Raw genomic sequence first — 18,562 nt, forward strand, 5'->3', positions numbered from 1 at the left:
ACTATGGCAATCACCGGCCTTGGGCCGCATGGCGAACGAGCGGTTCCGGCCGACCAGGTCGGACTGTCGGATGCCGACGCCGATGCCGCCCGCAACCGGCACTTTTCGGTGGCCGTCGTTCTCCACACCACGATGAGCGACTGGGCCAAGGAGGAACTGGCCGGAATCGTCACCACGCTTGGCCGCTATGGTGCGGCGGTCGTCGAGGTCATCGACTGCGCCTTCGACATCGACAGGCAGATTTCCGAATTGCAGCGGCTTGCCGCCGAACAGGTGGATGCCGTCGTCTCCATTCCGATCGGCAGCAGCCGTGCGGCAGATGCCCATCGTGCGATACCGGCGGCCGGAAAGAAGCTTCTGCTGCTCGACAATGCCCCGACTGGGATGCTGCCCGGCAAGGACTATGTCAGCGTCATCTCCACCGACAATTTCGGCCTGGGGCAGATCGGGGCGGAGTTGCTGGCGCCTCATGTGGCCCAAGGTGGCAAGATCGGGGTCCTGGCCTATGGCGTGGATTTCTTCGCCACACACGAGCGCGAGATTGCCTTCCGCAAGTGGATGGCAGCCCACCGGCCGGATCTCTCGCTGGTGCGAGGCAAGTTTGCCGATGTATCGCAGGCGAAGGCCGCGACCGCTGGCCTGCTGCAGGCCAATCCCGATCTTGCCGGCCTGTTCGCAGTCTGGGACGTGCCGGCGACTGGCGCCGTCGCCGCGATCCGCGATGCGGGAAAGACGATCCCGGTGACCACCGTCGACCTCGGCAATGAGGTGGCGGCGGACCTGGCCGCAGGTGGCTTGATCAAGGGCATTGCCGCACAGCTACCTTACGACCAGGGCGTTGCCGCCGGCATCGCCACCATTCTCGGTCTGCTCGAAAGACAGCCGCCGCCCTGGATCGCGCTTCCCGGCCTCAGCGTCACCGTCAGCAATGTAGTGGAAGCCTATCAGGTCGTCTGGCGCACGCCGGCCCCTGCAGCCTTGCTCAGGGCGCGAAAACCACCGAAGAAAATGCTTAGCGGCAAGGCCGGCTGACATGCGGCGCTCGGCACTCCTGAGAATGAGCGTCGCGCAGGGCCGCCTCGTCTTCTAAGCGGCCGGCGAGCCGCAAGCTGGCGGCGGCACAGCGGAGCGCGAACCGCTGCCGCCAGGCCCCGGCCCAGCTGGCTTGCGCGCGGGCCAGCAGGTCGAGCGAAGGCGCCGGCCTGGAAAGCGGCGTCGACCTCACAAGCGTCACTGCCAGGAATCAGACGGACCGATCGAACGGTAGCACAATATGTACCACATTCTCGGCGAACGAACGGACCGCAGGCGAGTGTCGAAGCCAGGGCATCATCCTCGCACAGTATCGGCCTTGGCGCTTCGACCGCACAGCTTTGCGGCAGCGATGTGATGCAGCCATGGTTGCGAACATTGCCATAGATGACCGCCGGCTCGCCGGTCCACACCGAGTTCACGATAGGGCTGTTGACTGTTGCGACTTTGCTATCGGCGAAAGCCAGGAGCCTTACGCCAATAACGCTCCGTATGCCGCGCAAGGCCGCAATGTAGTCGTTGTAGTCGTTGGGGTCGCAAGCGGAACGACAGCTTCAGGCCTTGAAAAGGTAATTGCGGACAGGCGGTGTCACCTGGCCCAAAAGGCTGACACGGCCTGCTGGAGATTCCGAAATTAAGGACGTTGGCCGATTCCAGTTCGGATCGGCTTGCCGCAGTGTCGAGCGTTTCGACCTCTGACGGCACGAACGCGGCAATTTTGACTCAGCTTCCGCTTTCCTTGGGGGCAAGTCCGGATTCTCCGTATTAGTTCTTCGTCGACGCGCGCGAATCTCTTAGCGTCGCCGACATGGACTTTGCTTGGGCCCGCCCAATCTGCCTGTTTGCACGAAAGCCCGCCGCTCTAAATGGCGACGCTGCGCTGTCGTGCGCTGGCGTGGCATCCGTTGCGAAGGCGATTGGCCAGGCACTGGTGCTGATGCTTGCCGGCTGTGCCCAGCCGCCGCCCCTTGTGCATTCCACCGGAACGAGCCTCGTCGCGTCCGAGACCGCGTTCGCGCTTCCAGCACCCGGCGGCCCGGCCGTCACTGCGGTGCTTGAGCGGCGGTTCGCCAATGCCACCCAGCAGGAAATCCTGCTGTCGACCTCGGCGCACACACCCGGCCAGAACATGTTGCGGGTGCAAATGTTCGGACCAGTGGACGCTGCCGCAGCTGGCGAGAGCCGGCTCCGCGAAGGCTATCTTCCCCTCGGCAACATCGGCTCGGAAATCCGACAGGCGCTGCCGGGCATCCGGATGCAGACATCGCCCTACTACGTGCAGAATAAATACGGCCCGTTCGGCTATGCGGCGGGCCGCTCGGCTTCCGGGGATACCTGTCTTTATGCCTGGCAACGTATCAGCTCGACGGGCATCACCCAGACCTGGATCGGTAACAAGGGCTCAATCCAGGTGCGCCTGCGCATCTGCGACCAGAACGAGCCGGAGCAGAAGCTGCTCGAGGTCATGTACGGCTACACGATCACGTCCTCCTTCAAGACGCGCAACTGGAACCCCTACGGTGAACCGCCTGCGCCGGAGGCTTCGCTTGGCAAGCCCGGGCAACCGATCTACCCGGTCGGGGTTGCGCGCTTCGAGACGGTGACATCACCGCAGGCCACACCACGGCCACGTCTCACCGCCCTTTCACCAAGGCAGGTTGTGGCCGAGCCGCTGCCTGTGCTGCCTGCTCCCGTGGGCCCGATCGTTCCGCCGCCGCCTGGATCGTCAGCAATCACGCCCGCGCAGTCGACATTGGTGCCGTCTCCGCCCCCCGTGCCCTCGAAAGCCGCCGACAAGCCAGCGGCGCCGATTGTTCCGCCCCCGCCTTGCGCAGCGGCCGACGGGTCGGGGACGTGCAACTAGGCGCTGCATACGGTTTGTTAACCACCAGCGCAACTCGCTGGCGGACACGAAACCCATATCAACCATTGCGTGTTTCCATTAAACACCGGCCATCGGTGGTCATGCCCCCAAGATGTGGCGTCCGCCAGGTTCGCAGCCGGTTCCCGGGATGCCATCGACTGAAAAGCGGTAGGTGTCCGAATGCAAGGACGCAATGAATGCGAAAATTGCTGATCATTGCCCTCTGGGCACTGGCGTCGGTATGCGTGATCACACTGGTAACGCTGCCGATCAGCCTGGAAACCCAGTTGGTCACCGGCCTGTGCGTGCTGTTCGCCATGATGGTGCTAAAGCTCATCCGGCCTGATGGGATCTGGCGACTGGTTGCTCTCGCTTTCGGCACTGCCATCGTCATGCGCTACGTATATTGGCGCACCACCAGCACGCTGCCGCCAATCAATCAGCTTGAGAACTTCATCCCCGGATTCCTGCTCTATCTCGCAGAAATGTACAGCGTGATGATGCTGGCGCTCAGCCTTTTCGTCGTGGCGCTTCCGCTGCCCTCACGCCCGTCGCGAGCGAATATGAACGACAGGCTGCCACAGGTCGATGTGTTCATTCCCACCTACAATGAAGACCCGGATCTGCTGGCCAACACGATGGCGGCGGCCAGGGGGATGGATTATCCGGCCGACAAGGTGCGGGTCTGGCTGCTGGACGATGGCGGAACGCTGCAAAAGCGCAACTCCGAGAAGATCGGCGATGCCAACATTGCCGAGCGGCGATACGCCCAGTTGAAGAAGCTGAGCGCGGAACTCGGCGTTACCTATCTGACGCGCGACCGCAACGAGCATGCCAAGGCCGGCAATCTCAACAACGGCCTTGCCCATTCGACGGGTGAACTCATCGCGGTTTTCGACGCCGATCATGCGCCGGCGCGTGATTTTCTCAAGGAGACCGTTGGCTACTTCGATGAGGACCCTCGCTTATTCCTGGTGCAAACGCCGCACTTCTTCCTCAACCCCGATCCGGTCGAGCGAAATCTGCGCACCTTCGAGAAGATGCCGTCCGAGAACGAGATGTTCTATGGCATCATCCAGCGCGGCCTGGACAAATGGAATGCATCCTTCTTCTGCGGCTCCGCCGCGGTTCTGCGCCGCGCCGCGCTCGCGGAAACCAACGGCTTCAGCGGCGTCAGCATCACCGAGGATTGCGAAACGGCAATTGAGTTGCATTCGCGCGGATGGCACAGCGTCTATGTCGATAAGCCGTTGATTGCCGGCCTGCAGCCGGCGACCTTCGCCTCCTTCATCGGCCAGAGAAGCCGGTGGGCGCAAGGCATGATGCAGATCCTGCGCTTTCGGTTTCCGCCCTTCAAGCGCGGCCTCTCGATACCGCAGCGCCTGTGCTACATGTCGTCGACGCTGTTTTGGCTGTTTCCGTTCCCGCGCACGATCTTTCTCGTTGCGCCGCTCTTCTACCTTTTCTTCGACCTGCAGATATTCACCGCCTCGGGCGGCGAGTTCATGGCCTACACGCTCACCTACATGGTCGTGAATCTGATGATGCAGAACTACCTCTACGGCGCCTTCCGCTGGCCCTGGGTCTCGGAACTCTATGAGTATGTGCAGACGGTGCATCTGCTGCCGGCTGTGATTTCGGTGATCCTCAATCCGCGAAAGCCGACCTTCAAGGTCACCGCCAAGGATGAATCGATCGCGACGAGCCGCCTTTCCGAGATCGGCAAGCCGTTCTTCGCCATCTTCGGCATCCTGCTCGTCGGCGTCTTCGTCACGGTCTGGAAGGTTTACGCCGAGCCTTTCAAGGCCGACGTGACGCTGGTGGTGGGCGGCTGGAACCTGATCAACCTGATCATGGCCGGCTGTGCACTGGGCGTCGTCTCCGAGCGGGGAGAGCGCGCCGCGACCAGGCGCGTCAAGGTCAGCCGGCGCTGCGATTTCGAGATCGGCGGCAGGTGGCTGCAAGGCACAATCGAGAATGTGTCCGCCAACGGTGCCCGCGTGCTGGTGTTCGGCGCGAACCTGGAAGAGTTGGCCAAAGATGCCACGGCCGGCATTCGCTTCAAGCTGTTCGCCGACGGCACGGAAGCCGTGTTGCCGGTGGTAATCCGCAACTTCGAACGGACAACCGACAGCATCGCGGTAGGCTGCCTCTACCAGCCGACGGAAGCCGTTCACCACCGCCTTGTGGCCGATCTGATCTTCGCCAACTCCAAGCAGTGGGAGCAGTTCCAGCTTTCGCGCCGGGGCAACCCGGGCCTGCTGCGCGGCACCGCATGGTTCCTGCGGCTGGCGATTTTCCAGACCTATCGCGGGCTGGTCTATTTCTGGCGCGACCTGCGTGGCCGCACCGGCGGTGAACCTGTCGCAACACTTGCCGAGAAGCGTCAATGAGACGTCGTCTGGCTTCGATCGCGCTGTTGGCGCTTGCCGTGTCGCCGGCCATGGCCCAGACCAGCCCGTTCGACATGTCGAAAGAAGCGCCGGCGATCGTGACGCCGGCGCCGCAACCCGCCGCGCCTGTTGCACCGCCGGATGCGTCCGCGCCGGGTAGCACAGCACCGATGGCGGCCGCGACGCCGCAACCGGCCGTGCCTTCCGCACGACGCTATGTCGTGCCGTTCGCCGAACTGGTGTTTTCCGGCGAATATTCGCGGCGCTCCTGGTCGATCTTCCTGACACCGGAACAGGCGGCTTCGAAGGCCGACTTCCACCTCGGCTATCAAAACGCCGTCGTCGTAGCGCCCGAAGCGTCGCGTCTGAAAGTGTCGGTCAATGGCAGCGATCTCGTCGATGCGCCGATCGCCTCCTCGGACAATCCCTCCGATATGTCTGTCGCCATCCCGGCAAAGCTGCTGCATGCCGGCCTCAACGACATCACCATGTCCGCGGTGCAGCGGCACCGCACCGATTGCACCGTCGAATCGACCTATGAATTGTGGACGCAGATCGATACGAGCAGGACCTTCATTTCCTTCGACGATCCCGAGGCCGGGCGCTGGAAACGCGTCGAGGACCTGCGCGCCATCGGCGTCGATGACGCCGGCGCCACGACATTCAACCTCATCGTGCCGTCGATGAGCCAGACCGTCTCCACCGCGCCGGCGGTGCGCCTTGGCGAGGCCATGGCGCTGATGGCTAACATGCCCAACCAGGCCTTCGCCGTGAGCGAGGCCGGCCCCGCCGCGACGAAGCCGGGTGTGGCAAATATCGTCCTGGGGCCGGCCGCAGACTTGTCCAAGGTGCTGGCGGCCGTACCAGCCAGCGCGGAGGCCGGGCCAAGCGCGACGCTGATCGACGATCCCACGCTCGGCCCTTCGACATTGGTGGTGAGCGGGCCGAGTTGGCAGGCGGTCGACCTTGCTATCGACGACATCGCCAAGCAGGTCGACCGCCCGCGCGGCAGCCTGCGGACCAGCCTTGCGACGCGCACATGGCGCACGCCGGACGTCCCCATGCTGCTGGGTCCACGCCGATTGACGTTTTCCGAACTGGGGGTCAGCACGCTCGAATTCGCCGGGCGCAGGGTGCGCACCGACTTCGCGGTGGGCGTGCCTTCGGATTTCTACGCCGAGTCCTACGGTCAGGCGACGATCCTGCTTGATGCCGCCTATTCGCAGCAAGTGCTGCCGGGAAGTCATATCGACGTCTATGTCAACGACAGCATCGCGGCGACCGTGCCGATTACCACCTCGGGAGGCGAGATCCTGCGCCACCTGCCGATCAAGGTGACGATGCGGCACTTCAGACCAGGCGACAACACCATCGCCATCGAGGCTGTGCTCATGACCGGGGTCGACGCGATCTGCGCGCCCGGCGCCACGGCGGAGGGCGCTCAACGTTTCGCCGTATTCGACAGCTCCGAATTCGTGATGCCCGCCTTCGCGCGAGTGGCCAGAATCCCCAATCTCGCGGGGACAAGCGGAACCGGCTATCCCTACAGCATCGCCGAATACGCGACTCCGCTGATCATGGATCGTACACAGCCCGAGACGGTCTCCGCCGGGGTCACGCTCTTGGCGCGCATGTCGGTCGCGGCGGGCCGCCTGATCCCGGTCGACACGTTGAGCGCGGCAACCGCCGTCAACGACAGGAATGCACTGTTCATCAGCGCTATTTCGCAAGTGCCGGCGGCGGTCCTGGCGCAGGTGGGCGTGGCGAGCGACGCCGGCTCGACATGGGGCGAACGCGTGAGCTCCATTCATCCCGACACCGACGCGACATTCAACCAGTGGCGTGAAAAGCTGCGCGGCAGCGGCTGGCGCGGCCAGGTCAGTTCGTTCGAGGACTGGATGAGTCGGACTTTCAACATCTCGATGAATTCGTTACGCATATTCCCTGGGCCGGAGGCACCGTTTGCGCCGCAGGGAAGTGTGGGCATCGTCGTGGCCCAGCAAGAGAGCCCAACGGGCGAGGCAACCTGGACGCTGGTCACGGCGCCATCCGTCAATGCGTTACAGGACGGTGTGCGGTCCTTGAGCGGTCAGAGCGCCTGGCGCAAAATGACGGGTCATATCACCTCTGTGGATGCTGGAGACGATAAGGTTGTTTCCATGCCCGCCACCCGTTTCGACTTCGTCGAGACACAGCCGTTTTCGCTGTCGAACTATCGCCTGATCATCGCCAATTGGCTCTCAGCCAATGCGCTGTCCTATGCCGTGGTGCTGATTGTGCTGTCGATCCTGCTTGGCTTCGCCACATCCGTTCTGCTCGGTTCTCTGGGCAGGAGACGATGAGTAGGCTGAGGGTGATGATGCTGGCAGCGATGGTTTCCATCCTGACCGCCCAATCCGCGCCCGCGGTGGCAGGCGCAGCCATCACCACGGCGGAATGGACCCTTTACCGGGACAAGTTCCTCGACCCGGCCGGCCGAATCGTCGACAATGCCAATGCCGGCATCAGTCACAGCGAAGGTCAGGGATACGGACTGCTCTTGTCATATCTTGCCGACAACAGGGGTGATTTCGATCGCATCTGGGCATTTACCCGCACCGAGATGCTGTTGCGGAATGACGGGTTGGCGGCCTGGAAATGGGACCCCTCCGCGACGCCGCGCGTAACCGACACCAACAACGCTACCGATGGCGATCTGCTGATCGCCTATGGGCTGGCGCTCGCCGGATCCGCCTGGCGTCGCCCCGACCTGACCACCGCCGCCGCCACGATCGCCTCGGCGCTGGCCGCAGGCGGCCTGGAACGGGTGGGCGATGCTGTTCTGCTCAAGCCTGGCAATGCCGGGTTCGGCGCCGCCGACCGCCAGGATGGTCCCGTCGTCAACCCGTCCTATTGGGTGTTCGAGGCACTGCCGGTGATGGCCGAGCTGGCGCCGGACGGTCCGTGGCGCGAGCTGGCCAACAATGGCCGCGCCCTGATCGCGACCACAATGAAGATCGGGGAAGCGGGCCTGCCGCCGGACTGGGTGTCGCTGAAGGCTGCGCCACGCGCCGCCGACGGGTTTCCCCAGGACTTTGGCTACAACGCGATCCGCATCCCGCTTTATCTCATCCGCGCGGGAATTCGCGACCGTGCACTGTTGGAGCCGTTCGCAGTGCATATGGCCGACCCCGAAGGGAGGCTGCGCATCGTCGACGTCGCCAACGGCCAGACGCGGCAACTGCTCGACGATGCGGGCTACCGCATCATCCCAGCGCTGGTCGCCTGCGTCATCGACGGCAAGAAACTGCCTGACAGCGTGCAGTCATTTGCCCCGACCGACTACTATCCCTCGACCTTGCATCTGCTTGCGCTCTCCTATGCACGGCGTCACGAACCGGAGTGCCTATGAAGCTGTTCATGCTCACGGCCGCCGGTATAGGGCTACTCGGAGCGGTCGCGCTCCACGGCGGTTATTTCGATATGGTTCCGCCGATTCCGAGTGACGTTCAAATCGCCACCGGCGGCGGACAATCGCAGGCAGGCTACTCGCAGCCGCCAACGGTCGCGCAGGCGGGGCGGAGCGCGACGACGACTGCCCCAACGACGAATTCGGCGTCCACGACCGGTCCTCCAGCGGCGAATTCCGCTGCCACGCCGCCGCCACAAGTTGACGAAACGGCGCTGCGCTATTTCGCGTCCAAGGGCGACACGAGACGGCTCGAGGCGGAGATCGCCAGGTTGAAGGCACTGTATCCGCAATGGACACCGCCGGAGAACCCACTGGCGCCCAGCCAGGCAGGCGACCCGCGACTTGACCAGATCTGGAAACTCTATTCCGAGGGCAAGCTCGCCGAGGTGCGCAAGGCCATCGCCGACAGGCAGGCCGCGCAACCGGGCTGGCAGGCCCCGCCGGATCTGCTCGCCCGGCTGGCCGTCGCGGAGGCCAGGGAACAACTGGTCAACGCGTCCGACCTCAAGCAATACGACACCGTCATCCGTATCGGGTCGGCCAATTCCAGCCTGTTGACCTGCGGTGATGTCGATGTGCTGTGGCGGGTCGCGGAAGCCTTCGCGCAGACGGACCGCAAGGACCGTGCGCGCGACGCCTATCTTTACGTGCTGAACAATTGCAAGAAACCCGAGGAACGTGTCGCCACCATCCAAAAGGCGCTGCCGCTGCTGTCACGAGCGGACCTGGACCAGCTTCTCGCGACCGAGCAGAAGACAGCAGACGGCAAAGGTGAGTTCGCAAGCGTGCGCAACGACATTGCGAGGCAAAGCCTGGCCAATGGCGATGCCGACCCGAAGCTAATCGTGGCGCCGACGGACATCGCCACCGTCCAGACGCTGGCAGATCAGGACGGCCTGTCCTCCGACGACCTGCTGCTGGGCTGGTACTTCGTGCGCCGTGAGAACCCGAAAGAGGCAGAAAACTGGTTTCGCAAGGCCCATGACAAGGAAAACACGGCCGCCGCCTCGCAGGGCTTGGCATTGGCGCTGATCCAACAGGAGCGCTCGGCCGATGCCGAGGACATCCTCTATCCTTGGCGCGACACCAACGACGACACGCGTCGCGTCTACCTGGCCGCGGTAGCCAATCTGCTGGCGGTGACGCCGCAAGCGCCAATTAGCCCCGACGTGCTCCAGCGCATGGTCCAGGCCATCTATGCAGCAAAGGACGCCGCCGCCGCGCAACAACTGGGTTGGTATGCGGACGGCCTCAACCAATCGCAAACGGCGGCACAATGGTTCAAGCTGGCGCTTGACTGGAAGCCAGACGACGAACCTTCCGCCTATGGGCTGGCGCTGACGCTGTGGAAGACCGGCGACAAGGCCGGCGCGCGGGCCATACAGGCCGCCTGGGCGGGACGTTCCGAACGCATCCCCACGGTGGGCGAGCGAAGCATCGAGACGTCGGCGTTCGGCAAGGGCGCGGGGACCGGCGCGCGCGCGCGTCAACGTGCCAGCCGGGAGCAGGCGACAAACCAGACCGGCACAGGCCAGGACAATGTGCGGGTGGGCGGAATGACAAAACAGCAGGCGCGCGGCTGCTCCAGCACACTTGACCCGACCGGGTTGGCGCCGGCTCGGGCGTTGACGCGGGGCTGGTGCCTGATGGGCGCGAACCGGCCGATGGAGGCGGTCGCGGCTTTCGAAGTGGCTCTGCACGGTACCGGCAAGACCCGCGCTGATGCCGCCTACGGGCAAAGCCTAGCGTACCTGCGCGCCGGACTGTCGGATATGGCCGCGGTCGCGGCGTCCAAGGCGCCGCAAGATGCCGACCGTAGCGCGCAACTAAAGACAGCACTCCTGGAAAACCAGGCCAACAGCGCCTTCGATCAAGGCCGTTATGTCGAGACGATCATGGCGCTGGATGAGCGGTCGCGCATTGCGCCGGAGCGCACGGGCCTCATGGTACTGCGCGGCTATGCCTATCTGAAGCTACGCCGCTTTGCCGATGCCGAGCAGGTTTTCCGCGCCGCCGCTGGGACTGGGAGCCGCGAGGCCCTGAAGGGCCTAAACGACGTGAAGACTGCGAGAGAGGCAAAAATCCAGTAACCGCTGCAGGACTCGCGAGGGGTCGCTTCCTCCATACGGGTTTTCATCCGGGCCGATCGGCGCATCATGTTGCCACCAGAGCGCAATCAAATCCGCAATTCGGCTGACCTCGCTGTAATCAGCTATCAACGCCCGATTTTGCCAAAAGCTATCGGTCGGAAAATGTTCATGTTAGCCGCCGCCCGAAGGTGAGCGTACGGCAGCTTTCGGGCTTGGAGAGAGGATCGGCGGATGGCCACTATTCGATTCACTCTCCGTTGCCCATCGAACGCGGATATCAGTCATCAGAGTGTCGCTGTCCGGAAGCTGCGGACGAAGCGGTCCATTACGTCCTCGACATCCGCCATCGAAAGGCAAAGTGGCGGGCACATACGGATAACGTTCCGGTAGGGACCCGAGCGGCTCGCAACGAGGCCGTTGCGTCGGGTCTCCTCGAATACCGCGATTGCCGCCTCCGGTGCAGGTTCCTTCATAGTCCGGTCTTTCACCAGTTCGATCGCAAGCATCAAACCTTGTCCCCTGATGTCGCCGATCAAGGGATACTGCTTCTTGAGCTCCTCCAGTCTCGTCTTCAGGGCGCCGCCAACGGCGCGTGCATTCTCTTGCAGTCGTTCTTCACGGATGACCTTGAGCACCGCGCGTCCGGCAGCGCATGCGACAGGATTGGCTCCGTAGGTATGAAACAGGAATTTATCAGCCATGGATTCGGCGACGTCTCGCTTCGCGATGACGGCGCCCAGCGGGATGCCATTGCCGACCCCTTTGGCGACAACGACAATATCAGGAACGACGCCATGGGATTCGAACGCCCAGAAGGCATCGCCCGTACGTCCGACGCCGGATTGCACTTCATCAATGATGCAAACGCCACCGGCTGCGCGAACGCGTTCGAAAGCGCCAGAAATATAGCCCTGGGGCATCGGTACGATGCCGCCGTAGCCCTGGACCGGCTCCACAATCATCCCGGCAAGCCGGCCGCTGGTCGAACTGGCTATGGCGCGCTCGACCTCGCCCAGATACGGCTCGACCCCTTCGCCATGAGCGCCACGATATTGGTTGGGCTCGGCCACGAAGGTCACGCCTCCAAGCTGGGGGACGGGGTGACGAAATCCCGAGATTCCGGTCACCGACTGAGCCCCGAAGGTGGCGCCGTGATAGCTCGAGGCAAGCGCAAGCATGTCGATATTGCCCGTATGCGTGCGCGCCATCAGCAAGGCGAGATCGATTGCTTCCGCGCCGCTGTTTGTGAAATGCACCACCCAGTCATGCCCCGCAGGCATCGTTGCAGCGAGTTCCTCGGCATACTGGGCGGGAACCGGATGATAGAACATCGTCGTACAGTGGGTCAGTTCAGCCAGTTGCTCAGTGGCCGCCTTCACCACCTGCGGGTGGGCATGGCCGACCGAAATGCAAAGGTTCATGCCAAGAAGGTCAATGTATTTCTGGTCCTTTTCGTCCCAGACGTATTGGCCTTTTCCACGCTTCAGGATCAGCGGCTCCTTGTAGGGAACGAACTTCCGCTGCGAAGCGGAATAGAAGCGGTTCCTTCGCTCGACGATGGACTCGGTCGACCAGTCGACCTCCAGATTCGAATGAACGTGAGGAGCATTCATGCCCGCCTCCTGCGTGTTTGAAACCGGGGGGATTGAACACAGAATGTGAAGGGCGCGCACGGGGCAAAATCGCCCATCAGGATAAATGATGGAGCCGATTAGTCATGCGATGCGGGACTGTCGACGACGTAGCAGTCGGCGGGAAGGTCGGGCAGGCGTGCGCTGATCGCTTGGGTCAGGACTTCGGCGGTGCGCGCGGCGAAGGCTTCCGGCAGGTTCCCCAGTTCGCGCTCCCGCGCGACGAGCAGGATGTTGCGCGTCAGTCCGGTGAAGGGCAAGGGGTGTACATCAATCTCCATGCCTTCGGCCAGGCCATCAATGAGCAGTGTTGGCGTCAGGATCGCAAAACCCATACCGGACGCGACCGGTGCCATCACCACACTGGAGCGGTCTCCTTCCATGGAGCGGGGTATCTCGATGCGCAGCCGGCTCAAATGCTGATCGACCCGCAGCCCCACCGGTGTCTCGCGCGAAAACCGTACGAAGGCGAGCTTCTTCGAAAGCTTCATTATGTCACCGACATCCCCCGCGAACCCTTTCGGCGTCACCAGCAAGAACTTCTCAGTCATGATCGGATAGCGCGTAAGGCCTTCGATTTCAAAGAGTTCGCCGGATGTGACGGCGAGATCCGCTCGCCTGGCCCGCAGCAAGGCAACGTGGTCCGTAGCCAGGCCCGCGAAGAGGCTGAGCTCGGGAATGCCGAAGGTCTTGCGGGCAAGCACGGACAGGGCTGGCGCCAATGTTGTGGCGATGGATGCAAGGAGAGCGACGCGCAGCAGAGGCAGCGGCGCGGCATTGACGCGGCGCGCATCCGTGCGAAGCCCCTCGACCTCGGCCAGTATGACGATGGCGCGCCGATGAAGTGCTATTCCCGCCTTGGTAAGTTCGATCGGCCTGAGGTTGCGATCGATCAGGCTGACGCCAAGGGCGGTCTCCAGATTCTTCAGATGCTGGGACGCTGCGGACTGCGTCATGCCCAGCATTTGCGCGGCTTGGGTGACATGTCTTGTCTCGACCACGGCGGCGAAAACCTCGATGGATCGGAACAGATTGAAATCGAAACTGCCGGTCTTCACTTACCAACTCCCAACGCATCGAGGCTTCATAAGTTTTCCTAATGTTGCAAAAATTCGGTTGAGTGCAAGTGGTTCGATGGAAAAGATCGCGCCGTTGCAACCAACAAAGGTATCGACTCGGTGAATGACAGCGCACGCATCGTGATCATTGGCGGCGGCGTCATCGGCCTGGGCATCGCCTATCATCTCGCCGAACTCGGGATGACCGATGTGGTCCTGCTGGAGCGCAACCAACTGACCAGCGGCACGTCCTGGCATGCCGCCGGGATCGTCGGCCCGCTGCGCGCCAGCCTCAACCTGACAAAGCTTGCGCAGTACGCGACGGAACTGTTTCCGCGCCTTGAGGAACTGACCGGACAGGCCTCCGGCTATCGGCGGACGGGTGGCGTGTGGCTGGCGCGACGGCCGGAGCGAATGGACGAGCTGAAACGCATCGCGCATATGGGCGATGTCTGCGGACTGAAGGTCGAGATCGTCGATCAAGCCAGCATATCGGAGCGCGTGCGCGGTATCGTCGTCGACGATATCGAGGGTGCGCTGTGGGTCGAGGAAGACGGTCAGGCCAATCCAGTCGACATCTGCGCGGCCTATGCAAAACGCGCCCGTGTCGCCGGCATTCGTATCCTGGAGGGGGTGGCCTGCGCAGGCTTCGTGACGAAGAACGGCCGCGTCGCCGGCGTCACGCTCGCTTCCGGCACTATTATCGACTGCGAGACGGTCGTGAACTGCGCCGGCGCCTGGGCACGCGATATCGGCGCTCTTGTCGGCGTACCCGTGCCGCTGCAGGCCGTCGAGCATATGTATGTGGTGACGGAGCCGGTTGCAGGCCTGCAGGATCCGTTCCCGATCGTTCGCGACCTTGATGAAGGCATTTACATCAAGGGTGATTCCGGAAAGCTGGTCCTTGGCGGGTTCGAGCCGAATGCCAAGATTTTTGACATTCGCGGACCGGCGGGCAGCAGGCCTTTCCTCGAATTGCCCGAGGATTGGAATCAGTTCGAGCCGTTCATGTCGGCTGGGCTGAAGCTTCTGCCGGTGCTCTCGGAAACCGGCATCAGGCACTTCATGAATGGCCCGGAGAGTTTCACACCCGACACAAGGCCGCTCATGGGAGAGTCACCATATCTGCGCGGTTTTTATGTCGCCGCCGGCTTCAACTCGACCGGCATGATGTCGTCGGCGGGAGCGGGCAAGGCTATGGCCGAATGGATCGTCGACGGAGAACCCGGCCTCGATCTGTGGGCGCTCGACATTGCCCGCTTCGACCGGTCCGCTGCGGCGCGGTCCTTCGTCGGGGCCAGGATGGAGGAGGCGGTCGCCGATCTCTTTCGCATGCACTGGCCCTACAAGCAGGCGACCGCGGGACGCGATATCAGGCGTTCCGGCTTTCACCAGGCCTTCGCCGATGCCGGTGCCGTGTTTGGCGCGCCAACCGGCTGGGAACGTCCGCTCTGGTTCGGCCAGGATGAGGCCGGTAGGACCCCCAACTATTCCGTGGGCGCCCAAAAATGGTGGGCCGCTGCCAAGGCCGAAGTCGACCGCATGTCTCGAGGCGTCGGCCTGTTTGAGCTCTCTCCCTTCACCAAGCTTGAGGTCACCGGGTGCGACGCGGTGAAGCTGATGCAGCATTTGTGTGCCAACGACATCGATGTCGCCGAAGACCGCGCCGTCTATACGCAGATGCTCAACCCGCGAGGCGGCATCGAGGCCGACGTGACGGTTCTGCGAAGTGGCGAGGACACATTCCGGGTCATTTCCGGCGCGGCGACGAGACAGAAGGATCTTGCCTGGATTCGGCATCATGCACAGGATCTCGATCTCAATGCCTCGGTCTTCGACCTGACATCGTCCGAAGCCGTCCTCGGTGTCATGGGGCCACGTTCGCGCGAACTGCTGCAGAGCCTGACCGACGCCGATCTTTCAGATGCGGCGTTTCCGTTCTCGACCTCGCGGCGCCTCGACATCGGAATGACCGATGTCCGGGCAACGCGTGTCAGCTTTGTCGGCGAACTCGGCTTTGAGCTCTACGTGCCGGTTGAGTGCGCGCAACATTTGCTGGCCACGCTCGCGGCGGCAGGCGCCGCGCACGGTCTTGTCTTCTGCGGTCACTATGCACTGGACGGCTGCCGGCTGGAAAAAGCCTATCGCCATTGGGGACACGATATCGGGCCAAAGGATACCCCTTTGGAAGCGGGCCTATCCTTTGCCGTATCCTGGAAGAAAGGCGATTTCATCGGTCGTGAAGCGCTGCTGGCGCAAAAGGCCGAAGGCGTGAAGCGCCGGTTGATGCACTTCGCGGTGGTGGACGCCAACCCGCTCCTTCTTCATGACGAACCCATCTACCGGGACGGAAAGCTTGCCGGCTTGACGACGTCGGGCGGTCTTGGTTTCCGCACCGACTTGAGCCTTTGCCTTGGCTACATCACTTGCGAGCCCGGCGAGACAGCGGCGCGGATGCAGGCGTCCCGCTACGAAATCGCAGTCGCCGGCACACGCCATGCGCTCCGGCCGCTCGACAGGCCCCCCTATGATCCGACTGGCGCCAGGATGCGCCCACGCGAGGAGAGAAACTCATGAGACAGCATGCCCGCGTCGTGATCATCGGCGGTGGCGCCATGGGCGTGTCCCTGCTCTACCATCTCTCCAAGCGTGGTTGGAGCGACGTCACCCTTGTCGAGAAGCATGAGCTCACCGCAGGCTCCACCTGGCATGCGGCGGGGCTTTGCACGCATTTCGCCCACAACGCCACGATCATGGCGATGCGCGCTCATTCGGTGCGGCTTTACCGGGAAACACTGACAGCCGAAACCGGGCTGCCGACCGGCTTTCACCCAAGCGGCGCACTGCGCATCACCCGGTCAAAGGATCGAATGGATGAATTCCGCCATGTGCAAGGCCTCGGCCGGTTCGTCGGTCATGATTTCCATATCCTGAGCCCGCGTGAACTCCAGGACATCTATCCGCTCTGCGTGACGAAAGGCATCATCGGTGCGATCTTCGAACCCAATGATGGTCATGTCGACCCGACGTTGGCGACCAATGCGATGGCGACCGGCGCGCGCTCGCGAGGTGCCGAGATCATCCGCCACAATCAGGTCTTGGCAATCGAGCGCAAGGCATCGGGCGAGTGGCTTGTGCGCACGGCGCAAGGCGACATTGTTGCCGAGCATGTGGTGAACGCCGCCGGCACCTGGTGCCGCGAGATTGGCACCATGATGGGTCTTGACCTGCCAGTCGTGCCGATGCTGCACCAATATGTCGTGACCGACACCGTTTCAGAGATTGCGGACCGCATCGCCGCCGGGGCCAAGGAACTGCCGATCATCCGTGATCCGGAGGAGAGCTGGTATCTTCGCCAGGAGCGCGACGGCTACATTGTCGGCCCGTACGAGAAGTCGGCCCAGCCCTGGGCGGTCGACGGCGTCCCGCCGGCGTTCGGCATGGAACTGCTGCCGCCCGATCTGGACCGCGTGGAGCACATCATTGCACTGGCGATGGAGCGCGTTCCCGCGCTCGCCAACGCTGGCATCAAGACGGTGGTCAATGGTCCAATCACCTTCACGCCGGATGCCAATCCGCTGATCGGCCCGGCCTTCGGTCTCGGCAATGCATGGCTGCTGACCGGGTCGAGCATGGGTGTCATGGAAGGCGGCGGCGCCGGAAGCTTCCTTGCCGATTGGATCGTCGGCGGTGCGCCGCCAAGCGATGCGCTCGCCATCGATCCGCGCCGCTTCGGCAATTATGCCGACCGCGATTATCGCATCGACAAGGCGGTCGAAGGATTCGGCCTGCAATTCGGCATTCATTTTCCCAATGAGGAACGTGAAGCCGGACGCCCGCGCCGCACGACGCCCGCGCTGGACATGCAGAAAGACCAGGGAGCGGTGCTCGGTGCCGCCTATGGCTGGGAGCGGCCGAACTGGTTCGCCGCCGGCGGAGGCGATCGACACGTGCCGCTTACCTTTCGCCGGCCCGGCTGGTTCAATGCGGTGCGGGCCGAATGCCTTGCCGTGCGCGACGGCGTCGGCGTCATCGACCTGTCGGCCTTCTCCAAGTTCGAGATCACCGGCGCTTGCGCCGGCGCATTCATGGCTTCTCTCGGCGCCAATCGGCCGCCGGCACGCCAGGGCCGCATAGGCCTCGTCCACGCGCTGACGTCAAAGGGCGGTGTTGCCTCGGAATTCACCGTGACGCGCCTTGGCGACGAGGCCTTTTATCTCACCAGCGCGGCGGTCGCCGAAAGGCACGACGAGGATCTGCTGCGCGTGCGCGCAGCCGCCTTTGCGGACGTCACGATCGAGAACGTAACCGAAAAGCGCGGCGTGCTGGCCATCATGGGCCCGCGCGCCCGTGACCTGCTCGAAACGGTGAGCGAGGTCGACCTGTCGAATCCTGCTTTCCCCTGGCTCTCGGCCCAGATCATTCGCATCGCCGGCATCAAGGCCGCGGCCCTCAGGGTCTCCTATGCCGGCGAGTTGGGATGGGAACTCCACGTCCAGCTTGTGCAGGTCGGCAATCTTTATGACGCGCTTACGAGGGCCGGCCGGCGTTTCGACCTGCGGCCGTTCGGTATCTACGCCCTGAACGCGATGCGGCTGGAGAAGGGCTATCGCGCCTGGGGCGCTGATCTGACGACGGAGCGAACGCCGCTGGAAGCCGGACTCGACACTCTGGTCAAAACCGAGGGGCGCGCGTTCGTCGGCCGCGAGGCCATGCTCGCACGCGTTGGCGACGGCGCCTGGAAAATGGTTCTTCTTGAAATCGACGATGACGGTCAACAGCTGCCCTTCTACGCCCATTCTGTCATGCAGGCGGATCGGCCTGTCGGCATCGTCACGTCCGGCGCCCACGGCTTCCGCATCGGCAAGACCGTTGCCCTTGCCTATCTGCGGCCAGGCATCTCGGCGGATGGGCTGACCGTCTCCATCCTGGGCAAGGAGTTCCCGGCGCGAGAACTGCCAGAACCCCCTTACGATCCCGGCAATTTGCGCGTTCGCGGCCTCGGTGCCTGCGAACCGGTTGCCTTGACCCCTGCCTGAGATC

General features: G+C 63.3%; 10 protein-coding genes and 2 pseudogenes. 8 read left to right on the plus strand and 4 right to left on the minus strand.

Annotation, left to right across the window (positions count from 1 at the left end):
* Positions 1–3: 3 nt before the first annotated feature.
* Positions 4–1,032, plus strand: a complete 1,029-nt coding sequence (locus tag AC07SZ_RS30555) for a substrate-binding domain-containing protein (protein WP_494917236.1) — start codon at positions 4–6, stop codon at positions 1,030–1,032.
* Between the two features lie 28 nt (positions 1,033–1,060).
* Here the strand turns inward: AC07SZ_RS30555 and AC07SZ_RS30560 are convergent.
* Positions 1,061–1,247: pseudogene (locus AC07SZ_RS30560) on the minus strand (DUF1403 family protein); the annotation flags it as partial.
* Positions 1,248–1,352: 105 nt separating this feature from the next.
* Positions 1,353–1,463: pseudogene (locus tag AC07SZ_RS30565) on the minus strand (family 4 glycosyl hydrolase); the annotation flags it as partial.
* A 377-nt stretch (positions 1,464–1,840) separates the two neighbouring features.
* Between AC07SZ_RS30565 and bcsN the strand changes: the two are divergent.
* The 5 genes from bcsN (at position 1,841) to AC07SZ_RS30590 (ending at position 10,830) form a co-directional block, all read left to right on the plus strand.
* On the plus strand, positions 1,841–2,896 hold the full coding sequence (gene bcsN / locus AC07SZ_RS30570; protein WP_081295167.1) for a cellulose biosynthesis protein BcsN: 1,056 nt from the start codon (positions 1,841–1,843) through the stop codon (positions 2,894–2,896).
* 197 nt (positions 2,897–3,093) lie between these two features.
* Entirely contained in the window at positions 3,094–5,289 is a 2,196-nt protein-coding gene (gene bcsA / locus AC07SZ_RS30575) for a UDP-forming cellulose synthase catalytic subunit (RefSeq protein ID WP_056566305.1), read from the plus strand.
* Positions 5,286–7,631 (plus strand): cellulose biosynthesis cyclic di-GMP-binding regulatory protein BcsB, encoded by a 2,346-nt coding sequence (locus tag AC07SZ_RS30580; protein WP_056566303.1) that lies wholly within the window; start codon positions 5,286–5,288, stop codon positions 7,629–7,631. Before bcsA ends, AC07SZ_RS30580 begins: the two co-directional genes overlap by 4 nt.
* Positions 7,628–8,680, plus strand: coding sequence for a family 8 glycosyl hydrolase (locus AC07SZ_RS30585; RefSeq protein ID WP_056566300.1), 1,053 nt, complete (start codon positions 7,628–7,630; stop codon positions 8,678–8,680). The genes AC07SZ_RS30580 and AC07SZ_RS30585 overlap by 4 nt, the downstream gene beginning before the upstream one ends.
* Positions 8,677–10,830: a tetratricopeptide repeat protein gene (locus tag AC07SZ_RS30590; RefSeq protein WP_056566296.1), complete on the plus strand. Its 2,154-nt coding sequence runs from the start codon at positions 8,677–8,679 to the stop codon at positions 10,828–10,830. Before AC07SZ_RS30585 ends, AC07SZ_RS30590 begins: the two co-directional genes overlap by 4 nt.
* A 284-nt stretch (positions 10,831–11,114) precedes the next feature.
* On the opposite strand, the gene AC07SZ_RS30595 is transcribed toward AC07SZ_RS30590, so the two are convergent.
* On the minus strand, positions 11,115–12,443 hold the full coding sequence (locus AC07SZ_RS30595) for an aspartate aminotransferase family protein (protein ID WP_494917237.1): 1,329 nt from the start codon (positions 12,441–12,443) through the stop codon (positions 11,115–11,117).
* 98 nt (positions 12,444–12,541) lie between these two features.
* A complete protein-coding gene (locus tag AC07SZ_RS30600) occupies positions 12,542–13,519 on the minus strand; it encodes a LysR family transcriptional regulator (RefSeq protein ID WP_494917238.1) in 978 nt (325 codons plus the stop codon).
* Positions 13,520–13,639: 120 nt separating this feature from the next.
* Between AC07SZ_RS30600 and AC07SZ_RS30605 the strand changes: the two genes are divergently transcribed.
* A complete protein-coding gene (locus tag AC07SZ_RS30605; RefSeq protein ID WP_494917239.1) occupies positions 13,640–16,096 on the plus strand; it encodes a GcvT family protein in 2,457 nt (818 codons plus the stop codon).
* A complete protein-coding gene (locus AC07SZ_RS30610) occupies positions 16,093–18,558 on the plus strand; it encodes a GcvT family protein (protein WP_494917241.1) in 2,466 nt (821 codons plus the stop codon). Before AC07SZ_RS30605 ends, AC07SZ_RS30610 begins: the two co-directional genes overlap by 4 nt.
* The last annotated feature ends 4 nt before the right edge of the window (positions 18,559–18,562 follow it).

Source organism: Mesorhizobium sp. GW821-FHT07A06 (assembly GCF_059419085.1).

Excerpts from the sequence above, each read along its gene's own strand:
- AC07SZ_RS30585 (WP_056566300.1), top strand. The coding sequence starts at position 7,628 with ATGAGTAGGCTGAGGGTGATGATGCTGGCAGCGATGGTTTCCATCCTG.
- AC07SZ_RS30580 (WP_056566303.1), top strand. The coding sequence starts at position 5,286 with ATGAGACGTCGTCTGGCTTCGATCGCGCTGTTGGCGCTTGCCGTGTCG.
- bcsN (WP_081295167.1), top strand. The coding sequence starts at position 1,841 with ATGGACTTTGCTTGGGCCCGCCCAATCTGCCTGTTTGCACGAAAGCCC.
- bcsA (WP_056566305.1), top strand. The coding sequence starts at position 3,094 with ATGCGAAAATTGCTGATCATTGCCCTCTGGGCACTGGCGTCGGTATGC.
- AC07SZ_RS30555 (WP_494917236.1), top strand. The coding sequence starts at position 4 with ATGGCAATCACCGGCCTTGGGCCGCATGGCGAACGAGCGGTTCCGGCC.
- AC07SZ_RS30595 (WP_494917237.1), bottom strand. The coding sequence starts at position 12,443 with ATGAATGCTCCTCACGTTCATTCGAATCTGGAGGTCGACTGGTCGACC.
- AC07SZ_RS30610 (WP_494917241.1), top strand. The coding sequence starts at position 16,093 with ATGAGACAGCATGCCCGCGTCGTGATCATCGGCGGTGGCGCCATGGGC.
- AC07SZ_RS30590 (WP_056566296.1), top strand. The coding sequence starts at position 8,677 with ATGAAGCTGTTCATGCTCACGGCCGCCGGTATAGGGCTACTCGGAGCG.